Origin of the sequence: Rossellomorea sp. SC111 (assembly GCF_024733565.1) — a bacterium.
Taxonomy (GTDB): Bacteria; Bacillota; Bacilli; order Bacillales; family Bacillaceae_B; genus Rossellomorea.
In genome coordinates this window covers 120,368-138,628 of sequence record NZ_JANIOC010000003.1, presented here as the reverse complement: position 1 = coordinate 138,628, position 18,261 = coordinate 120,368, and the positions used below count along the sequence as shown (strand labels likewise).

Sequence of the window (18,261 nt, the reverse complement as noted above, 5' to 3'; positions counted from 1 at the left end):
AGTATCAAAGAGGTGACCCCAATGAATGATTTTACTTCCTTAGGAATTCAACCTAAGTACGTCAATGCATTAAAAGAACAATCCATAACAGAGCCGACGCCGATTCAAAGCGAAACCATCCCTGTATTATTAAATGGTGAGGACGTGATCGGACAGGCACAGACCGGAACGGGTAAAACGATGGCGTTTCTTCTGCCTATGCTTGCGAAAATCGATCCTGAAAAAGATGAGATACAGTCTCTTATCGTGACTCCGACGAGGGAGCTCGCGATTCAAGTAACCGCTGAATTGAATCAATTACTTTCTTCTGTGGAAGATGACATACATGTATTAGCCGTGTACGGTGGTCAGGATGTTGAGAAACAGATTAAGAGACTGAAGAATAAGGCGATTCATATCGTGATCGGAACACCGGGGCGACTGCTTGATCATGTGCGCCGGGAGACGGTCGATTTATCTAATGTTTCGTTCCTCGTTTTGGACGAAGCGGATCAGATGCTTCATATCGGCTTCTTCGATGAAGTTGAATCGATCATCCGTGAGACGCCGTTCACCCGTCAGACCGCCTTATTTTCAGCGACGATGTCAAAGGATATCCGTAAGATCGGGAAACGCTATATGAATAATCCTCATAATGTGCAAATCCGTGAAAAAGAAAAAATAGTACAGGAAATTCAGCAGGAAATCGTGGAAACGACGGATCGAGAGAAGTTGGATGCCCTTAGTCAGACTATTCACGACGTCCAGCCGTTCCTCGGCATCATTTTCTGTCGGACGAAAAGAAGGGTCAGTAAGCTGCTAGGAGACCTTAAAGCGAGAGGCTTTTTAGTCGATGAGCTCCATGGTGACTTGTCCCAAGCGAAACGGGAAAACGTGATGAAGAAGTTCAGGGACGCAAAGCTCCAACTTCTGATCGCAACGGATGTGGCGGCCCGGGGTCTTGATGTGGAGGGAGTGACCCATGTGTTCAACTATGATATCCCTCAAGATGTCGAAAGCTACATTCATAGAATCGGGCGCACAGGCCGTGCCGGGAAAGACGGTCTTGCCATCACTTTTGTTGCCCTGAAGGATAAGCAGGACCTGGAAATGATTGAGAAAGGCATCGGACGTTCATTGCCTCGCCGAGTAGTAGAGGTCGTTTCTACAAAAGAAATCCCCAATAGCTCTAAAGGGACAAATGAAAGTGCAAAGGATCGCCGTGAAAAGCATATTCAAGCCAATAAGGAGAGAAAATCAAGGTCTCCACGGGGTGGCGGATCCAGGATCGGTGAGACGAATGGTCCGTCCCGCAGTCGCAGATCCAAGAGTGAAGACACAAATCCCCGCCGCGGTGGTGGTGAATCATCAGGTAACGCCCGCGGTAAGCGAAGCGGCTCAACAGGAAGAAACAACAATGGTAATCAACGAAATAGTGGCAGCAGATCCACTTCGAATCGAAGAGGACGCTAATCTCCAAGGCATGGTGACGAGAGGGTCATCATGCTTTTTTAGATGGGATTGATTTCTGAATATTCCCAAAAATAGTCCGAATCTGTTAATATAGTCCATATAATATGAAATAGAGGGGATGGATGTACATATGCACGTACCATTGGTGTTAACGGATTTTCTGGATCGGGCAGTGGAGTTATACGGGGATAAGGTAGCGATCATCGATGATGAAAAGCGTTTGACGTATAGACAGCTCGGTGAACGTGTAAATCAACTGGCCAGGGGGCTGATGGAATTCGGAATAGAAAAAGGAGATAAGGTGGCATATCTTGCTCCCAATACAACGGAGATGCTGGAAGGATTTTATGGCGTTTACTCTGTCGGAGGAGTCATGACCCCATTGAATACCAGATTAAAGCCTGCTGATTACCAATTTATCCTGACCCACAGTGAGAGCAAAGCCCTGTTTGTCGATGAGGATCTCTATCCGTTGGTTAAACCGATTCTATCAGAAGTACCACATTTGAAGCATGTGGTCATTCACGGTAAAACGATGGACGGACATCGGGGCTACGATGAGTGGCGGGGCTCGTTCAGTCGTGAGACGTTCGCCCGTGTAGAACTGGAAGAGACGGATATCGCCTCCCTTCTTTATACGAGTGGGACGACAGGAGATCCGAAGGGAGTGCTCCTCACACACAGATCCAATTACTTACATGCCCTATCCTCCATGCATCATTTACGGGTGACGGACCAGGATACGCTTCTTCACGTCCTGCCCATGTTCCATGTGAACGGATGGGGGTCACCGTTTTATTATACAGCCAACGGTGCGACCCAGGTGATGCTTCGAAAAGTGGATCCGGAAGTGATTTTGGATAAAGTGGAGAAGCATGACGTGACGGTGATGCATATGGCACCGACTGTTCTCAACATGCTTCTTGAGAGCTATCCAGACAGGGACCGGTCCATTGGACAAAATGTAAGAGTTGTCATTGCCGGGTCTGCCCCCCCTCCGGCATTTGTCCGGAAAGTGGAGGAGAATCTGAAATGGGAATTCATCCAGGTATACGGGATGACAGAAATTTCACCTCTAATCACGACTTCTATCTTAAGATCTTCGGAACAGGACCGGCCAAAGGAAGAGACATACCGGCTGAAGGCGAAAGCGGGATACAGCATGATCGGGAGTAAGGTAAAGGTGGTCACTGAACTTGGCGAAGAGGTGCCTCATAATGGGAAAGCGATAGGCGAAATCGTGACGAGGACTAATACGGTGATGGAAGGCTATTATAAAAATCCTGAAGCCACCAATCAGACGATCAGGGAAGGCTGGCTGCATACGGGAGATATGGCGACGGTCGATGAAGACGGCTACATCGAAATTGTCGACAGGATGAAAGACGTCATCATAAGCGGCGGAGAAAACATTTCTTCCATCGAGGTGGAGGGAGCCCTTTACGAGCATGAGGGTGTCCTCGAAGCAGCGGTTGTGGCCGTTCCCCATGAACGATGGGGGGAAGTTCCCCATGCAGTAGTGGCTCTAAGAGACGGTCACAGATTAACGGAACAGGACCTGATTGATTTTACGAGAGAAAAGCTTGCCCACTTCAAGGCACCAAAGAGCATTACTTTTGCGAAAGAATTACCTAAAACCGCATCGGGAAAGATTCAAAAAGTGGTGATCCGAAAAGAGTTCTGGAAGGATCATGATCGGATGGTTCATTAAGGAAAGAAGGCGTGCGACCTCCGCATGCTTCTATCTTTATGGTGGACATATGCCCTTATTTCATCTCTCGGGGCTGCTTGTCGTCCCTGTTAAAGCTTCGACGGCATAAGTTATAAAAAGGACGTTTTATCTTCATAATAACAGGGAAAAGCAGTTTTTAAGAGTAGATAATTGGAGGGCGTAAAGATGAGTTTAAATTCCCCGTTGGTTCCAAAATCAAAAACGTATTGTACCAATGAGTATGGAAAGTTAAAGAAAGTGGTCGTGGTTTCACCAGAAAATATGCAAATCAATGAAATCATAAATGAAACGCAAAAACACTTTTTGAAAGAAAATATTGATATAGATAAAGCAGTTTCCCAACATAAAAGATTTGTTGAAGTATTGGATAAAAATGGATCTGAGGTGATTCACCTTCAACCATCGCCTGAATTCAATGAACAAGTTTTCACGAGAGACATCGGTTTCACGATCCATGATCAGTTTTTCGTGGCGTCGATGAACACCGATGTCAGGCGGGGAGAAGTGAAGACCCTCAAACACTGGCTGGAAGAAAATGAGGTACCTTATAACGAACTTCTTCATTCCATCGAAGGAGGGGATGTCCTCGTTGATGAGGAAAATATCTGGATCGGCGTGAGCGGGCGAACGAATCAGCTGGCGATCCAATCGCTAAGAAATAAGCTCACACCCTATAAGGTACATGAACTTCCATTAAGAGAAGACATCCTCCATTTGGATTGTGTGTTCACCATCATTTCCAGTGAATGGGCACTTGTGTATCCGCCGGCATTTTCGAAAGAGGATCTTGCGACAATTAAGAAACACTACAATATCATCACGGTGACCGATGACGAACAATTTCAAATGGGTCCGAATGTATTGGCCATCGGAGATCAGAAGATCATCAGTCTTACCCAAAACCAAGCATTAAACGAGCGGATCAGAGCGGAAGGATTTAACGTGATTGAACTGGATCTGTCTGAAATCATTAAATCAGGCGGGTCATTCCGTTGCTGTACGCTTCCCCTTATAAGAGAATGATTTTGAGAAAAACAGGTGACTTTTTGCCTGTTTTTTTCAATTTACATAAGCTTTACCATCCTGTATTCGTTTCATAAATGCTTCTTCATATTTCCCCGATATGCTTCTACATGTACCATGAATTATAGGAGGTAGGGAAAATGAAGAAATCAATGAAGAAGATCCTTCCGTTGGCGGTCGTATCCTCATTAGCTCTTGGAAGTGTCATAGGAATGAATCAGGATAACACAGAAGCGAAAACCAAGGAATCTAAAAATGGTAAAGCCAAGAACGTCATCTTTATGATCGGTGATGGTATGGGGAATCCATATACAACGGCTCTTCGCTATATGAATGACAATCCGGATACGATGGAGATGGAGAAGACGGCATTTGATCCTTACCTAGTCGGACTGCAAACGACGTATCCGGAAGATGAAGAAGAGAACGTAACGGACTCAGCGGCTGCCGCAACAGCAATGAGCGGCGGAGTGAAAACATATAATAATGCCATTGCAGTGGATAACGATAAATCAGTTGTAAAAACGGTTCTGGAACAGGCGAAGGAAAACAACATGTCTACAGGAATTGTATCTACGTCAGAAATCACCCATGCAACACCTGCATCTTACGGTGCTCATGAAGAGTCACGCAAGAGCGAAGATGCGATTGCGGACGATTACTATGATGAAATGATAAACGGCAAGCATAAAATTGACGTCATGCTTGGTGGAGGAACGGATTTCTTCGAGCGTGATGACCGTAATGTGGCCGAACAGTTTAAAAAAGACGGATACAGCTATGTGAAATCAGCTGATGAGCTTAAAAACGACGATAACAAACAAATTCTTGGGCTTTTCGCTGAATCCGGAATGGACAAGATGATCGACCGTGATGAAAAACAACCAAGTTTAGCCGACATGACGACATCAGCCCTTGACCGTTTGAAAGACGATAAAGACGGGTTTTTCCTGATGGTGGAAGGCAGTCAAATCGACTGGGCCGGTCATGATAATGACGTAGTCGGTGCCATGAGCGAAATGAGAGACTTTGAACAAGCGTTTGAAAAAGTAAGGGATTTTGCGAAAGAAAATGGTGAGACCCTTGTCATTGTGACGGCTGATCACTCAACCGGAGGCATCTCAATCGGATCCGATGGTGAGTACAAGTGGGATCCAACCCCGATACAAGCGGCCAAGCATACACCTGACTACATGGCAGAACAAATCGTAAATGGTGCCTCTGTTGAAGAAACGTTAGCGAACAATATCGATCTTGAATTGACACAAGAAGAAATCGCTTCTGTAAAATCAGCTGCTGAAAAAGGCGATCAAACGGAAATCGATAATGCGATCGAGAAGATTTTTGATAAACGTTCAGGTACCGGTTGGACAACTGACGGACATACAGGTGACGACGTTCCTGTGTACGCGTTTGGACCTCAAAAAGAGAAATTTGCCGGTTTGATCGATAATACAGATCAAGCGAACCAAATTTTTGAGCTATTGAAGCACAAAGGGAAAATCAAAGACAAGAAATAAACAGATTGAAAAAAGACCATGTTGGGGCACCCCCGACATGGTCTTTTCTTACTTATACTTCTTCTAAGTCAGAAATACTTACTTCTGAACGTTCCTCAAGCGGTCCGCGGAGATGCACAACAGCCGTTTTGCCGTCTTCTGATACAGAGTCGATCCAAACGGATGCATCCTTGTATGTAACTTGGATGTCGGCTGAAGAAGATAATATCTGTTTGACTCTATTTTGATCCATATTCAATTCCTCCTAACGTTTTTCAATGATTAGTGTGTCCAAATTCGGAAGAACCATGACCGCATAATTCCATTGGGGAATTGAAACTCTATTAGTGAAAGGATGATGATATGAAAAAGCAGGATGAGAGAATGTCGGCAACTGAAGCCAATATGGAATTAAATGAACGATTATATGGAAGAGGGGAGAGGGAAGACGACCCCCGGAATATTCATGTTGAATCCAACATGACCCCAGTGAATATCTCAAAGGAAGACGACTGAATTTTGCACATAGCTAAAGTGACAAAAAAACCTGCCTGAAATGAATCAGGCAGGTTTTGACTATTTCGTTTTATTTTTCTGATCTTTATTATGCTTATTTCCCTTGCTGTTGTCACCGCTTATGATTTCACTTGCGAACTCTGTCGTACCTCGTTTCGGTGAGTTCTGGTTAGCACTGCCCCGGTTGTTTTTCTTGGTCAAAGGATTCCCTCCATTTCAGTATGATGAGTATTAGTTTTCGATAAGGACATGGGGACTATTCAATTTTTTAGAGAATATGTGTCTTTTTTCCTGTATTTAACAATCATAATGAAAATGTATCCCGACTAAACGATAATGAAGGAAAGAACTTCTTGTTAATGGGAGGGAAGGGCTGTGCAGGTGAAAGGGGGAAGGCGGATGGAGACAAAACCCGGCCATTGGTTTATAGACGAAGAAGCAGCGAATACAGATGGATTTCCGATTTTATTTATACATGGAATTAATACATCATCAGAGACGTGGCTTTCGGATAACGATATGCTTCCAATCACCCGTGGAGCCGGTTATCAATCGGTGTTCATCGAGTTGCATCCTGACGAAGATATGTGGAGAAATGGTGAGATACTGGCTGAAAAGCTCCGGGAGATGCATGAATACTTCAACAACAAGATTGTGGTTGTAAGTCACAGTAAAGGTGGAATCGATACCCAATCAGCGCTGGTCCATTATGGTGCTTCTGTGTTTGTGAAAAGGGTCATCACCCTTTCGACTCCCCATCATGGGTCAGAGCTTGCAGACCTTGCCTTCAGTAAATGGGCGGGATGGCTGACCGATGCGTTAAAAAGTAAGACAAATGCCGTCTTTTCATTGCAAACCGCTTATATGAAAGGATTCCGGGCTGAGACAGACGGATCTGATCTTATGAAGGAAATCCCCATCTATACATTCGGGGGTACCGGATGGGGAGAAGCCTATTCTGAATTATTTTGGGGAGGTTTGTATTTAAGCCGTTTCGGTCAGAGTGACGGGGCCGTGCTGGTAAAAAGTTCACGGCTGCCTTATGCCAAAGAAGTAGCGATTAGGGACTGGACACACAGCACGATAAAAAAAGGCAGCGAGGTTTTTTCCTATTTAAAGAAGCTATACACGGATGAAGTATCGGATGTTCCAAATGCAGTGGTGAGCGAAATGGCTTCGGATGGAGAAATGTCGGTCCTTCACAGGGGTGGAGAATTCGAGGGGGCCAGATCGGAGAGTTTCTCCGTCGAGGAAGGGATAGAGAGTATCACGGTCGATTGGATCAGTGACCAGCGGGATACGGTGTATGAACTGGTAGGTCCGGATGGCGGAGTTTACAGGAAGTGGAGTCTGGCTGAAGATGCTACAGGATATTTCCCTGGAGCGTACCATCATTCCATTCTTCTCACACACCCCATTTCAGGACAATGGGAAGTGAAGGCAAGTTCGGCTCAAATAGAACATTATATGGTCAGCATCCTATTTCATCAAAAAGGAATGAGTGATGTCGCGGGCACTTTGGCCATGGTGGGGCCTTCTGTGAAGAAGACCTATACGATTCATCATATCCCGATGAAAAGTGGGAAGAAAACGTCAACACTCATTACGTCTGAAGACCTTTCATCTCTGCCGCTGTCGGACTTTGAAGAAGGAATCCACAACATCACCACAGACCTGGAAGGGAAAACGGCGCAGGGAAATGACTTCCAACGGACGATGGTCCAGACAGTGTATGTAGATGGAAAAGGGAATATCTATTAAATGAAAAACAAAGGTCCGTCCCTCTGAAAAAAGAGGGACGGACCTTTGACGTTATAGTGTATTCAGGAACTCTGTCACTTGTTCTGGTGATTTGGCGTTGGCGCTGTGGAGGTGCGCGATTTTTTCGCCGTTTTTGTAGACCAGCAGGCTTGGGATGCCCATGACGTCATATTTCTCGGCGATTTCCGGGAATTCGTCCTTATTGATGTCATACCATTTATATTGATTGAATTCTTCCATGATTTCATCAATGAACATATCCATTCGGCGGCAGTCGGGACACCAGTCTGCATGGAATTTTACGACGACAGGATCTGTTGATGTAATAAGATCGTCAAAGGTTTCTTTATTTTTGATTGATTGCATGATGATAACCTCCCTTTCCCATTTATTTTATACAAAACAGTGACTGGTTGTAAAACGAATCATTTTTCCTCTGATCTTGTACATGATAATATGAGAATACATTTTGATAGAAAAAGGTGACATTATGCAACCCATTAAAGTCGGTTTAGCAGGATACGGTTTTTCAGGACAAAGCTTTCATCGTCCATTACTATCACATCTGGAGGAATTTCACATAGAAGCAGTGATGTCCTCCAATGAAGAAAAAGTATTGAAAGACATCGAGGGAACCACCGTTGTAGCAACACTTGACGACTTGCTTCAGGAAGATATCGAATTAGTCGTAATCACAACTCCCAATCACCTTCATTACGGTATGATTAAACAATCATTATTAGCTGATAAGCATGTAATCGTAGAGAAGCCATTTGTAACGAATAGCAAGGAAGGGAAAGAGCTATTGGCTTTAGCGAGAGAACGAGGCCTGCATCTCTCTGTTTTCCATAATCGGCGATGGGATGCCGACTTTCTGACGGTCCAAAAATTGTTAAAAGAAGAGACCCTAGGGCAGATTTATACATACGAAGCGCATTTTGATCGTTTCAGACCCGCCATCAAAGACCGTTGGAAGGAGAACAAGATCGAGGGGGCTGGGGTTCTGTATGATTTGGGTTCTCATCTTCTGGATCAGGCTTTAACCCTGTTTGGAACGCCAAATTGGGTACAAGCTGATGTATTCCCACAGCGGGATCCGGAAAAAGCGGAGGATTATTTTCACATCACTCTTGGATATGATGTATTGAGAGTTCAGCTCTATTCACGTTCAATCGTACTGGATCCGGGACCCCGCTATCAGGTCCATGGTCTGAAAGGCAGCTATGTGAAGCATGGCATGGATCGTCAGGAGGATGACCTAAAGGCAGGAAAGAATCCTGTTTCTGAAGAATGGGGAATCGAAGACGAAGGAAATTGGGGTGTCCTTACAACCATCGCAGGCGAAAATGTGACATCTGAAGTCATTCCATCTGAGAAAGGGGATTACACTCAATTTTACCTTGGAGTGTTCAGTTCGGTAAGAGAAAATGCTCCTCTGCCCGTTGACCCTGAGGATGCTTTACAAGTCATCACATTAATTGAAGCATGTAAAAAGAGTGCAGAAAGTAGACGTGTCATTAATATCAATTAAGAAAGAAAGGCTCCCTGACGTGCTGGGAGCCTTTCTTTCTATTATTCCACCGTCCCTGCTTCCAAAATCTGAATTTTTGCGTCTACATTGAATTTGACCCGTGGATAAATGCTGTCTTCCCATTCTTTGAAATCAAATCCTCGTACCCCGTGCTTTTGTATTTGACCGATGCCGACAGGGTCTATGCCTAACTCCTGGAATTCTTTCAGCATTCTCGTCCCATTTTCTTCAATATCCTTTTTCATCTGTTTCTCCACTTCTACCACTTTATCAGGCGTCAATTTCTTACCTGTATATTCACGGATGATCCCTCTTATTTTCACTCGGATCGTCACCTCCACAGGATCGGCGTCATGTTTGACGATGATTTTATTCTTGGATTTGAGACTGGTTACTGAAGCTTCGATGGAATTTTCTACATGTCCCCGGCTCTTTTCTTCCCCCATCTTAATGACGTAACTTCCTTCGGCATACTTATCCACAAGCAGTTTGAAGAAAAACATATCTTTGGCAGGGACTTTTTTGACCATTTTGTCTTTATCAAATAACGCGATTCCCGAAATCGCCACACTTTCATTGGACAGCTGTTTTAAGATCGGCAGATAGGGTGTCTGTCCATCCTGGAAATAATCGTATATGAACATATGGAGGTTGGTTTCGGGAAGTTCTCTCCGGGTGATATTATGATGGATCAGGTTGGAAAGGTATGTCCCATTTCCTCTTAATCCATAGTTTCCCTTGATGAGCTCTCCTGCTTCTCCTTCCGTAACGGTCAAATAAAGCCTGGCCCCGACACTGGCATCCCTTTGGAGGGAGTCACCGATATCGATAATTCCCTTCTTAGCAAGATCTTCCCCGACTAAAACAACGTCCAAGCTCCCTCGGACCAGGGGCTGCTGTGATCGTCTCTCCAATTTCTCAAGTACTTCCCTGGTAGAGGAAGCTTCTGCTGATAACGTCCCGTTTTGAATAGATTTATCAGAGAGGTAGATGGGAAACAAAGCAGTTCCCCTGATCTTGTCCTCTCCCGCGTAGTCATAAGCTTTCCCTGTTTCAATATATAGGTCGTCCAGGATTTCCTTTTCCACACATCCAGTTAACAATATAAAACTAATGAGAAGAGAAACAATCATGCAAATACGGTTCATTGTTTGTGCCTCACTTTCTTCATGATGATCACAAGCAACAGAAGAGCAGGGATGTAAAAATAGTTAATGTAAAATCCGATTTGCCCTGATACGGAATTGAGGAAATTCACTAGCTTCCGGTCAGTAAAAAACGTAAGGGCGGATAAGCATAGAAGGCAGATGATCAATAACGTATGCCTGTGCTTTAATGGAGTCATCCGTTTTAAGATCCGGCTTGCACACCAGATGGCGATACAAACGTTCGGAAGGATGATCAGACACCAATTGGCAATGCCGATGTATTCAAATCGTTCCACAAATGGCATTTCGACGATTTTCCACATGGAAAGGGTGGCCCAGACGGTTTTTTCCAGCTGCTTCTGGCTAAAAAAGGCAAAAGAAATGAGGGCTATCAACGTGTATAGAATGGTTGTGGTGAATAGAGCCCAGTGGGCATACTTTTGGGATTTCTTTGCATCTTTCACAAATGGATAAAGCATCAAGATGGATTCATAACCTAAATACGTCAGGGACATATTCTTAGTAGAAATCAAAATATCCTTTACCGAATGATCAAAGACAGGCAGAATATTTCGAAAGTCTGCATACTTGAAGGTGAAGGCAAACGTTAATACGAGATAACTCGGAAGAACGATACCAAAAAAGGCAGTTCCGGTAATTGTCCGAACCCCGCCGTTTACAATATAGTAAACAAGTATGAGAAAGAACAAGGAAAAGAAAAACGTACTTAACCTTGGATACATCCACACCTGTAATACCTCTACATACGTACGTATAATGGTAATCACAAGCAAACTAAAATAGATCACAAAGAAAAGATTGAATACCTTCCCAATCCACTTTCCAAAGGCCAGAGTGTGGGCAGATACCAGATCTCCATCCACTCTATTTAATATTTGATACATCATGAACATGATAACGTGAGTGAAAATACCTGCAAGAATGACGGAAATCCATCCATCATAGCCCGCATTTTTCGAAATGATACGCTGAAATCCAAGTACTCCTGCCCCCACCTGAATGGAGTGAATGAGAAAAAATACGAGAAAGGGCGATATTTTTCTTCTATCCGGAATGGGTTGCATCTGATCACCTCCAACCATTATTCATCAATATCAAACTTTTTCTTGCCTTCGGACGGACGGAATCTAAACGGCTTCTTTGTACGTAAATATTCCGGGCGCCCTGCTTGTTTATTAAATGGGAATCGGATGAGAGCATCTTTCAAGTCCTTTACCCTTGGGGGGAAAAGTGGCTCTAAAAACGGTCTTCCTAACGAAGTTAACTGTAATAGATGTCCCATTAGCAGACAGAAACAGTAAACGATTCCTAATAATCCCCAAAGTTGAGCGAACAACAGGAAGGGAAAACGTAATAGACGGATCGTATTACCCATCCGATACACAGGTGTTGTAAAGGAAGCAAGAGCCGCAAGAGCCACCAATATGAGCAACACGTTACTCGTGATCCCCGCTTCAACCGACGCCGTCCCGATGACGATCCCTCCAACGATACCGATTGTCTGACCTACCTTGGTCGGCAGGCGCGCCCCTGCTTCACGAAGCAGTTCAATCGTCAATTCCAGAAACAATGCTTCAAGTATAGGTGGCAGAGGGATCTCTTGTCTCGACGTGATGAGTGTGGCCATTAAATCCTTTGGTATGAGTTCATAATGATAGGTCAATGCTGCCACATAAATAGGCGTAATCAAAATGGAGAACCCCACTGCGAATACACGGACGAGACGAAGAAATGAGGAAATGGAAAAATTCAAAAAATAATCCTCATAGGCATTAAAAAATTCTACGAGAGTGGTAGGTCCTATCAGTGCATGAGGAGAACCATCCACTATGATGGCAACCTTACCTTCCACAAGGACAGAAGCGACCCGGTCTGGCCTTTCTGAATCCAATAATTGCGGAAAAGGGGATTTACTGTTATCGGCAATAAGCTGCTCTATAAACGAACTGTCCATGATTTGATCAAAGTCCAGATCGCGTAATCGCTGGCGGACTGTATCCACATTGGCTTTATCTGCCAATCCATCAATATATAGTAACCCGACACGCGTGTGGGTCAGCTTTCCGATATTGAATTCTTCCATAACCAATTCTTTCACAGGCAGACGCTTTCTAAGAAGATTTAAATTATCGCTGAGAGACTCTACAAATGCCTCTTTTGGTCCAACGACGCTGAACTCCACCTCTGGTTGGGATACTTTCCTCCCCATCTCATTCTTAGTAGCGATAAAGGCAAATTTTCGATTGGTCGCGTCCATTGTCAGCAACGTATATCCGTTATAGATCTTCTGCTCGATTTGGGTTTCATCAGTGGAAATTTGAATATCTATTACTGGAACCAGTGTTTTTAAATCATCGAATGAATGAAAATCCTTAGAAAGTAATGAAGGGAGGACATCCTCCTGCAGGATCTTTCCATCAATTAACGTCGTGACGAAGTGCAGGCTGAACTTCACCCCTGTATATGGATTCTGATAGAAGGCCTGTTTATAATCGGCAGATTTCTCCGCTTCCTTTTTCAGGCTCTCATATGATTGTTTCTTACTGTTCTTATCGGTGTTTTTCTTGTTCTTAAAGAATGGAAACATACTAATCCCTCATGTCCGATGTATGGTCTATCCTGTAGTGTTACCGAAAAAAGGAGAATTATGAAAAAGGAAGGGGGGAGAGGAAATAAACGTAAAGAATCCAATGAAAATCAACACACAAAAAAAGCCGGAAAGGGATATGCCCTTTTCGGCTTTTCACAATAGTTGTTTATTCCTGTTCTAAAAAGTACTTTTCGATATCATCAAGCATGGCATTTGCTGCAATGACGCCGCCTGCTGTGTTCCAAATCGCATCACTTACTTCATAGACCTTATCTTGTTTTGCTACTTCAAGATTTTTGAACAAAGGATCATTCAGCCACTCTTCAGCAAGTTTGTTCGCTTCGCCATCTCCTGTTTCATATGTGAAGTAGAAGAGGACATCTCCATCCATTGCCGGGATGCGTTCTTTGGTTACACCTTTTTCTGCAAAGTCATCTGCGTCCTGACCTTCAGGACGGGCGAAACCCAGCTGGTCCAGGATCACACCTGAGAATGAATCTTTATGGTAAATTCTTACGTCCCCTGCCAGAAATCGGACCATGGAAACTTTTTGATTCAGCTTGTCTCCGAGTTTACCTTTCAGATCTTCAATACGCTGATCATACTCCGCTAATACTTCGTTGCCTTTTTCTTCTTTATTCAGTGCTTTTGCATACAACTCGAAATTTTCTTTCCAGTTACCGCGTAATGTTTCGGCCATTACGGTTGGGGCGATGTCTTTCAGCTGATTGTATTGTTCCTCTTGACGCATTTTGTTCCCGATAATCAAATCCGGCTGAAGTTTGGCGATGGCTTCCATATTTAGTTCGCTCTCTGTTCCGACGACTTCCACATCTTTCATCTTGTCAGCGATGTGGTCATACCAAGGATCACCTGTCCATGATTGAACGGCACCGACGGGAGTGACACCCAGGGAAAGGAGGGCTTCTGTGCCTTCATTTGTAAGGATGACGACTTTCTTTGGCGTTCCTTTGATTTCCGTCGTACCCATTGCATGTTTCACTGTATACGTTTCTTCATTCGTATCGTTACCTGCAGCCTCATCTTTTTCTTCTTTATTTCCGCAAGCCGCAAGAAATAGAAGCGTAGAGATCAGCAATAAAGACAGTAAACTTTTTAATTTCATATGTAGATCCTCCTGATATATTTTTATCGATGATAATGATTATCATTTACACTCATAATAGTAGTTGAGAAGGTTTTCATTGTCAACACCTAAATGATAATGATTTTCAAAGTCATTGACGCTCCTTTCATTCTTCTTTAAAATAGAAAGGGAAGAGCAGTACGTGATTGTTTAATTGATTTCCTTTCCTTTTAAGGAATAGAAAGGTTAGCACATAATGAAAATTCAAAAAAAGCTTCTTTTATTTATAGGAACATTTCTTTTCCTTATCCTGTGCATAGGGATCAGTATTGTGTACGGATATACGGATACATCGTGGCAGACTGCCTTTGAGGCTTTTATCAATCCTACTGGATCGACTGAGCATATCGTACTTCAGACGATCAGGTTACCAAGGGCGCTGATTGCGGCGGCAGTCGGTGCATCCCTTGCGATTTCAGGGGTATTGATGCAAACATTGACCAATAATCCCCTTGCTTCTCCAGGGATCTTCGGAATCAATGCAGGGGGAGCTTTTATGGTGGTCGTAGCGGTTACGCTCTTTGGCATAACCAATCTTCAATCCTTTACGTGGCTTGCGTTTCTTGGTGCGGCCATTGCAGCAGTAGGCGTATTCGTCATCAGTTCTGCAGGGAATAAAGGCTTGACCCCGATGAAGCTGACCCTTGCCGGAGCCGCCATCACAGCTATGTTTTCCTCCTTTACACAAGGATTGCTTGTCTTGAATGAAGCGGCACTGGAGCAAGTGTTATTCTGGCTGGCGGGATCTGTCCAGGGAAGAAGTCTGGACATATTAAGCGGGGTCTTTCCATATATAGTGACTGGGTGGATTCTTGCTCTCTTCATTGCCGGTAAGATGAATATCCTCTCCATGGGGGAAGATGTGGCGAAAGGGCTAGGCCTGAAAACGAACTTGATTAAATTTCTTGCTTTGGCGGTTGTCGTTCTCTTGGCGGGTGGTTCCGTCGCCGTTGCCGGGCCCATCGGTTTTATCGGGATTGTCATCCCCCATTTAGCAAGGAAGATCATCGGGGTGGACCACAGGTGGCTCATTCCTTTCTCGGGACTTCTCGGAGCGATCTTATTATTGGCCGCTGACGTTGGAGCCCGTTATATCATCATGCCCCAGGAAGTGCCCGTCGGCGTCATGACCGCCATAATAGGCGCACCATTCTTCGTGTATGTGGCAAGGAAGGGGTTTTAACCGATGGATCGATTTATAGGAAAACGATGGCTTGAGGACCGTGTTTCCATGCTTGTTGATTTATCAGCGCTCAAAAAAATAACCATCCTGGGTTTAATTGCATTTCTGGTTCTGATTATGAGTACGGGAATAGGGGACTTGAAGATTGCCCCATGGAAGGTGATCAGTGTCTTCTTTGGAGGGGGGACAAGTTTGGAGCAGCTTGTCGTGACGTCCTTCCGCCTGCCGAGGATCCTCATTGCACTCCTTGCCGGGATGGCGTTGGCCGTTTCCGGGGGAATCCTTCAAGGAATGATACGCAACCCTCTTGCTTCACCGGATATCATCGGGATCACAGGAGGAGCGGGAGCGGCTGTCGTAGCCTTTCTGACCCTTTTCAGCAATGATGATAATACGTTGATGGTCAGCATTAAATGGCTGCCTGTTGCTGCATTCATCGGCGCGACAGTCATTGCCTTTCTCGTATATTTTTTAGCCTGGCGAAAAGGGGTCTCACCTGTCAGACTCGTTCTGATTGGCATTGGTATCTCGGCTTTGACTCAAGCCTTGACCACATTGCTTATGATACTCGGCCCGATTTACAGGGCCAGTCAGGCAAATATCTGGATCACGGGTACGGTGAACGGTTCTGACTGGCAGGATGTGTGGATCCTGCTTCCTTGGAGTCTGGTCTTTATCCTGTTAAGCTTCTTTATTACCCGTCAGCTGAATATACAGGAACTAGGCGAAGAAATCGCCACCAGTGTAGGAGGGAATGTTCAACGCCAGCGTTTCTTCCTCCTTCTCATGGCAACGGCGTTAGTAGGGGGAGCAGTCGCATTTGCCGGTGGAATCGGCTTTGTAGGTTTGATGGCCCCCCATATGGCAAGGCGGATGGTCGGGTCTTCATTCGGGGCACTGCTTCCGACTGCTGCCCTTATCGGCGGGATTCTCGTCATGGTGGCAGATCTGATCGGCAGGACCCTATTCCTGCCCCTCGAAGTCCCTGCCGGTGTCTTTACGGCAGCGATCGGTGCACCATACTTTATCTATCTATTATTTAAAACAAGAAATTCTTAAAGGAGTTGGCCATAGATGAGTGACGTATTACAAACGAAGGATTTGACTCTCTCTTACGGGGAACGGACGATCATCGATGAATTGAATATTGACATTCCACAAGGGGAGATTTCGGTTTTCATCGGCGGGAACGGCTGTGGTAAATCCACGCTTCTCCGCTCCATCGCCCGATTGCTTAAGCCGAAACAAGGATCGGTCCTGTTGGATGGGGAGGCAATCTCACGTTTATCAACGAAAGAAGTCGCTCGTAAAATGGCCATCCTTCCGCAATCCCCAACGGCTCCAGAAGGACTGACTGTCCTGCAGCTCGTCAAGCAGGGGCGCTACCCTCATCAAACCTGGCTAAAGCAGTGGTCACAGAAAGATGAAGAAATCGTCCAGGATGCGTTGAAGGCAACGAAGATGGAGGAGCTCAAAGATCGGAAGGTGGATGAACTATCGGGAGGACAGAGGCAACGTGCGTGGATCGCCCTCACACTCGCCCAGGATACAGACATCATCCTGTTGGATGAGCCAACCACATATCTTGATATGACTCATCAGATTGAGATACTGGATTTATTATTCGAACTGAATGAGAAAGAGCAGCGCACCATCGTCATGGTTCTTCATGACCTGAACCTTGCCTGCAGATACGCCCATAATATCGTGGCCATCCGGGATAAACAGATTTATGCCCAAGGAAAACCAGAAGAAGTGATCAGCTGTGAGCTCGTGAAAAATGTGTTCGATATGGATTGTCAGGTATCACGGGATCCTTTATTCGGTACTCCCTTATGCATTCCATTCGGTAAAGGACGCTGCATCCTGAAAGACGCAGTGGAGACAGGATGAACACCCTGAACGCGCAGCAGTGGGAATTCTTGAGGAAATACCGTTTCCATGCGTCCACCCAGGCTTTAAATGGGGAAGAGGCAACCTCCTTCCTGGATGGTGGAAAGATGAAAGCCTATTTATCTCATCAATGCTCCCAAATCGGGACGGACGACCTTAAAGTGGCAGCATCCTTATTTATGAAGCGCTATGCGTTTGTAGCGGCCATGGGATTAATGACCATGACATACTGGAATAAGAAATTGAATCTCAAGCCTGAGAATCTAATTATGGTGAATGGGGACAAAAATGGATTATGGATGCCGCAATTTCATCTGAAGGATGCATCGGTGGCAGAGTTTACATCCCAGGAGGAAAAGGTCTCGTTCATTCAATCCATCTTCCGGGATCATCTCGATCACGTGATTCAGTCGATTAAGAATGCCACTAAGCTATCGAATCTGATCCTTTGGGAAAACATCGCCGTGTACGTATTCTGGATATTTGAAAATGACGACTTCCTTTTGGACGAAGGGATGAAGCGTCAGCGTAACGACCAATTTCAGGCTCTTCTGTCAGATGAAAACAGCCATTGGTTCGGCAACTATCACAGGAATCCACTGGCCAGATATTATAGCAGAAAAGTAAATGTAGAAGAATTGACGGAAACAGTGCGTGTCAGAAAAACGTGCTGCTTCTCCTACAGATTGGGGAACGGGGAACAATATCGCTGTAAAACCTGTCCGCAGACCTGTCTAGTGAAAAAGAACTAATTCATCATTCGCA

General features: G+C 44.8%; 18 protein-coding genes. 11 read left to right on the top strand and 7 right to left on the bottom strand.

Features of this window, described 5'->3' with window-relative positions; genetic code table 11:
- Positions 1-21 precede the first annotated feature (21 nt).
- The 4 genes from NQ095_RS04740 to NQ095_RS04725 all read left to right on the top strand — a co-directional run bounded on the left by NQ095_RS04740 (position 22) and on the right by NQ095_RS04725 (position 5,727).
- Positions 22-1,452: a DEAD/DEAH box helicase gene (locus tag NQ095_RS04740; RefSeq protein ID WP_258262336.1), complete on the top strand. Its 1,431-nt coding sequence runs from the start codon at positions 22-24 to the stop codon at positions 1,450-1,452.
- A gap of 130 nt (positions 1,453-1,582) precedes the next feature.
- The gene (locus tag NQ095_RS04735; protein ID WP_258262335.1) at positions 1,583-3,163 is read left to right on the top strand and encodes a long-chain-fatty-acid--CoA ligase; all 1,581 of its coding nucleotides are present in this window, start codon (positions 1,583-1,585) and stop codon (positions 3,161-3,163) included.
- A gap of 186 nt (positions 3,164-3,349) precedes the next feature.
- On the top strand, positions 3,350-4,207 hold the full coding sequence (locus tag NQ095_RS04730; RefSeq protein WP_258262334.1) for a dimethylarginine dimethylaminohydrolase family protein: 858 nt from the start codon (positions 3,350-3,352) through the stop codon (positions 4,205-4,207).
- Positions 4,208-4,347: 140 nt separating this feature from the next.
- Entirely contained in the window at positions 4,348-5,727 is a 1,380-nt protein-coding gene (locus NQ095_RS04725) for an alkaline phosphatase (RefSeq protein WP_258262333.1), read from the top strand.
- Positions 5,728-5,779: 52 nt separating this feature from the next.
- On the opposite strand, the gene NQ095_RS04720 is transcribed toward NQ095_RS04725, so the two are convergent.
- The gene (locus NQ095_RS04720) at positions 5,780-5,959 is read right to left on the bottom strand and encodes an H-type small acid-soluble spore protein (protein WP_258262332.1); all 180 of its coding nucleotides are present in this window, start codon (positions 5,957-5,959) and stop codon (positions 5,780-5,782) included.
- 110 nt (positions 5,960-6,069) lie between these two features.
- Here NQ095_RS04720 and NQ095_RS04715 point away from each other — a divergent pair, with 110 nt between their 5' ends.
- A complete protein-coding gene (locus tag NQ095_RS04715) occupies positions 6,070-6,222 on the top strand; it encodes a hypothetical protein (protein WP_258262331.1) in 153 nt (50 codons plus the stop codon).
- Between the two features lie 60 nt (positions 6,223-6,282).
- On the opposite strand, the gene NQ095_RS04710 is transcribed toward NQ095_RS04715, so the two are convergent.
- Positions 6,283-6,423, bottom strand: a complete 141-nt coding sequence (locus tag NQ095_RS04710; RefSeq protein ID WP_258262330.1) for a hypothetical protein — start codon at positions 6,421-6,423, stop codon at positions 6,283-6,285.
- 198 nt (positions 6,424-6,621) lie between these two features.
- Between NQ095_RS04710 and NQ095_RS04705 the strand changes: the two genes are divergently transcribed.
- Positions 6,622-7,983, top strand: a complete 1,362-nt coding sequence (locus NQ095_RS04705; RefSeq protein ID WP_258262329.1) for an esterase/lipase family protein — start codon at positions 6,622-6,624, stop codon at positions 7,981-7,983.
- A gap of 51 nt (positions 7,984-8,034) precedes the next feature.
- Here the strand turns inward: NQ095_RS04705 and NQ095_RS04700 are convergent, their stop codons facing one another.
- Positions 8,035-8,349 carry a thioredoxin family protein gene (locus NQ095_RS04700; protein ID WP_258262328.1) on the bottom strand — a complete coding sequence of 105 codons (315 nt, stop codon included), beginning with the start codon at positions 8,347-8,349 and terminating at the stop codon, positions 8,035-8,037.
- Positions 8,350-8,473: 124 nt separating this feature from the next.
- Between NQ095_RS04700 and NQ095_RS04695 the strand changes: the two genes are divergently transcribed.
- Complete coding sequence (locus NQ095_RS04695) at positions 8,474-9,514, top strand: oxidoreductase (protein WP_258262327.1); 1,041 nt, start codon at positions 8,474-8,476, stop codon at positions 9,512-9,514.
- A gap of 41 nt (positions 9,515-9,555) precedes the next feature.
- Here NQ095_RS04695 and NQ095_RS04690 read toward each other — a convergent pair whose 3' ends face one another.
- The 4 genes from NQ095_RS04690 to NQ095_RS04675 all read right to left on the bottom strand — a co-directional run bounded on the left by NQ095_RS04690 (position 9,556) and on the right by NQ095_RS04675 (position 14,399).
- Positions 9,556-10,647 (bottom strand): Ger(x)C family spore germination protein, encoded by a 1,092-nt coding sequence (locus NQ095_RS04690; RefSeq protein WP_258262489.1) that lies wholly within the window; start codon positions 10,645-10,647, stop codon positions 9,556-9,558.
- 11 nt (positions 10,648-10,658) lie between these two features.
- Complete coding sequence (locus tag NQ095_RS04685) at positions 10,659-11,747, bottom strand: GerAB/ArcD/ProY family transporter (protein ID WP_258262326.1); 1,089 nt, start codon at positions 11,745-11,747, stop codon at positions 10,659-10,661.
- A 17-nt stretch (positions 11,748-11,764) separates the two neighbouring features.
- Positions 11,765-13,270: a spore germination protein gene (locus tag NQ095_RS04680; RefSeq protein ID WP_258262325.1), complete on the bottom strand. Its 1,506-nt coding sequence runs from the start codon at positions 13,268-13,270 to the stop codon at positions 11,765-11,767.
- A 169-nt stretch (positions 13,271-13,439) separates the two neighbouring features.
- Complete coding sequence (locus tag NQ095_RS04675) at positions 13,440-14,399, bottom strand: ABC transporter substrate-binding protein (protein WP_258262324.1); 960 nt, start codon at positions 14,397-14,399, stop codon at positions 13,440-13,442.
- A 217-nt stretch (positions 14,400-14,616) separates the two neighbouring features.
- On the opposite strand from NQ095_RS04675, the gene NQ095_RS04670 reads away from it, so the two are divergent.
- Genes NQ095_RS04670 through fhuF form a run of 4 tightly spaced genes read left to right on the top strand, consistent with a single transcriptional unit; the run spans position 14,617 to position 18,248 of the window.
- The gene (locus NQ095_RS04670) at positions 14,617-15,603 is read left to right on the top strand and encodes a FecCD family ABC transporter permease (RefSeq protein ID WP_258262323.1); all 987 of its coding nucleotides are present in this window, start codon (positions 14,617-14,619) and stop codon (positions 15,601-15,603) included.
- A 3-nt stretch (positions 15,604-15,606) separates the two neighbouring features.
- On the top strand, positions 15,607-16,662 hold the full coding sequence (locus tag NQ095_RS04665) for a FecCD family ABC transporter permease (RefSeq protein WP_258262322.1): 1,056 nt from the start codon (positions 15,607-15,609) through the stop codon (positions 16,660-16,662).
- Positions 16,663-16,677: 15 nt separating this feature from the next.
- Positions 16,678-17,496 (top strand): ABC transporter ATP-binding protein, encoded by an 819-nt coding sequence (locus NQ095_RS04660; RefSeq protein ID WP_258262321.1) that lies wholly within the window; start codon positions 16,678-16,680, stop codon positions 17,494-17,496.
- Complete coding sequence (fhuF, locus tag NQ095_RS04655) at positions 17,493-18,248, top strand: siderophore-iron reductase FhuF (protein ID WP_258262320.1); 756 nt, start codon at positions 17,493-17,495, stop codon at positions 18,246-18,248. The genes NQ095_RS04660 and fhuF overlap by 4 nt, the downstream gene beginning before the upstream one ends.
- Positions 18,249-18,261: the final 13 nt, after the last annotated feature.

Excerpts from the sequence above, each read along its gene's own strand:
- NQ095_RS04740 (WP_258262336.1), top strand. The coding sequence starts at position 22 with ATGAATGATTTTACTTCCTTAGGAATTCAACCTAAGTACGTCAATGCA.
- NQ095_RS04735 (WP_258262335.1), top strand. The coding sequence starts at position 1,583 with ATGCACGTACCATTGGTGTTAACGGATTTTCTGGATCGGGCAGTGGAG.
- NQ095_RS04730 (WP_258262334.1), top strand. The coding sequence starts at position 3,350 with ATGAGTTTAAATTCCCCGTTGGTTCCAAAATCAAAAACGTATTGTACC.
- NQ095_RS04725 (WP_258262333.1), top strand. The coding sequence starts at position 4,348 with ATGAAGAAATCAATGAAGAAGATCCTTCCGTTGGCGGTCGTATCCTCA.
- NQ095_RS04720 (WP_258262332.1), bottom strand. The coding sequence starts at position 5,959 with ATGGATCAAAATAGAGTCAAACAGATATTATCTTCTTCAGCCGACATC.
- NQ095_RS04715 (WP_258262331.1), top strand. The coding sequence starts at position 6,070 with ATGAAAAAGCAGGATGAGAGAATGTCGGCAACTGAAGCCAATATGGAA.
- NQ095_RS04705 (WP_258262329.1), top strand. The coding sequence starts at position 6,622 with ATGGAGACAAAACCCGGCCATTGGTTTATAGACGAAGAAGCAGCGAAT.
- NQ095_RS04700 (WP_258262328.1), bottom strand. The coding sequence starts at position 8,349 with ATGCAATCAATCAAAAATAAAGAAACCTTTGACGATCTTATTACATCA.
- NQ095_RS04695 (WP_258262327.1), top strand. The coding sequence starts at position 8,474 with ATGCAACCCATTAAAGTCGGTTTAGCAGGATACGGTTTTTCAGGACAA.
- NQ095_RS04690 (WP_258262489.1), bottom strand. The coding sequence starts at position 10,647 with ATGATTGTTTCTCTTCTCATTAGTTTTATATTGTTAACTGGATGTGTG.
- NQ095_RS04685 (WP_258262326.1), bottom strand. The coding sequence starts at position 11,747 with ATGCAACCCATTCCGGATAGAAGAAAAATATCGCCCTTTCTCGTATTT.
- NQ095_RS04680 (WP_258262325.1), bottom strand. The coding sequence starts at position 13,270 with ATGTTTCCATTCTTTAAGAACAAGAAAAACACCGATAAGAACAGTAAG.
- NQ095_RS04675 (WP_258262324.1), bottom strand. The coding sequence starts at position 14,399 with ATGAAATTAAAAAGTTTACTGTCTTTATTGCTGATCTCTACGCTTCTA.
- NQ095_RS04670 (WP_258262323.1), top strand. The coding sequence starts at position 14,617 with ATGAAAATTCAAAAAAAGCTTCTTTTATTTATAGGAACATTTCTTTTC.
- NQ095_RS04665 (WP_258262322.1), top strand. The coding sequence starts at position 15,607 with ATGGATCGATTTATAGGAAAACGATGGCTTGAGGACCGTGTTTCCATG.
- NQ095_RS04660 (WP_258262321.1), top strand. The coding sequence starts at position 16,678 with ATGAGTGACGTATTACAAACGAAGGATTTGACTCTCTCTTACGGGGAA.
- fhuF (WP_258262320.1), top strand. The coding sequence starts at position 17,493 with ATGAACACCCTGAACGCGCAGCAGTGGGAATTCTTGAGGAAATACCGT.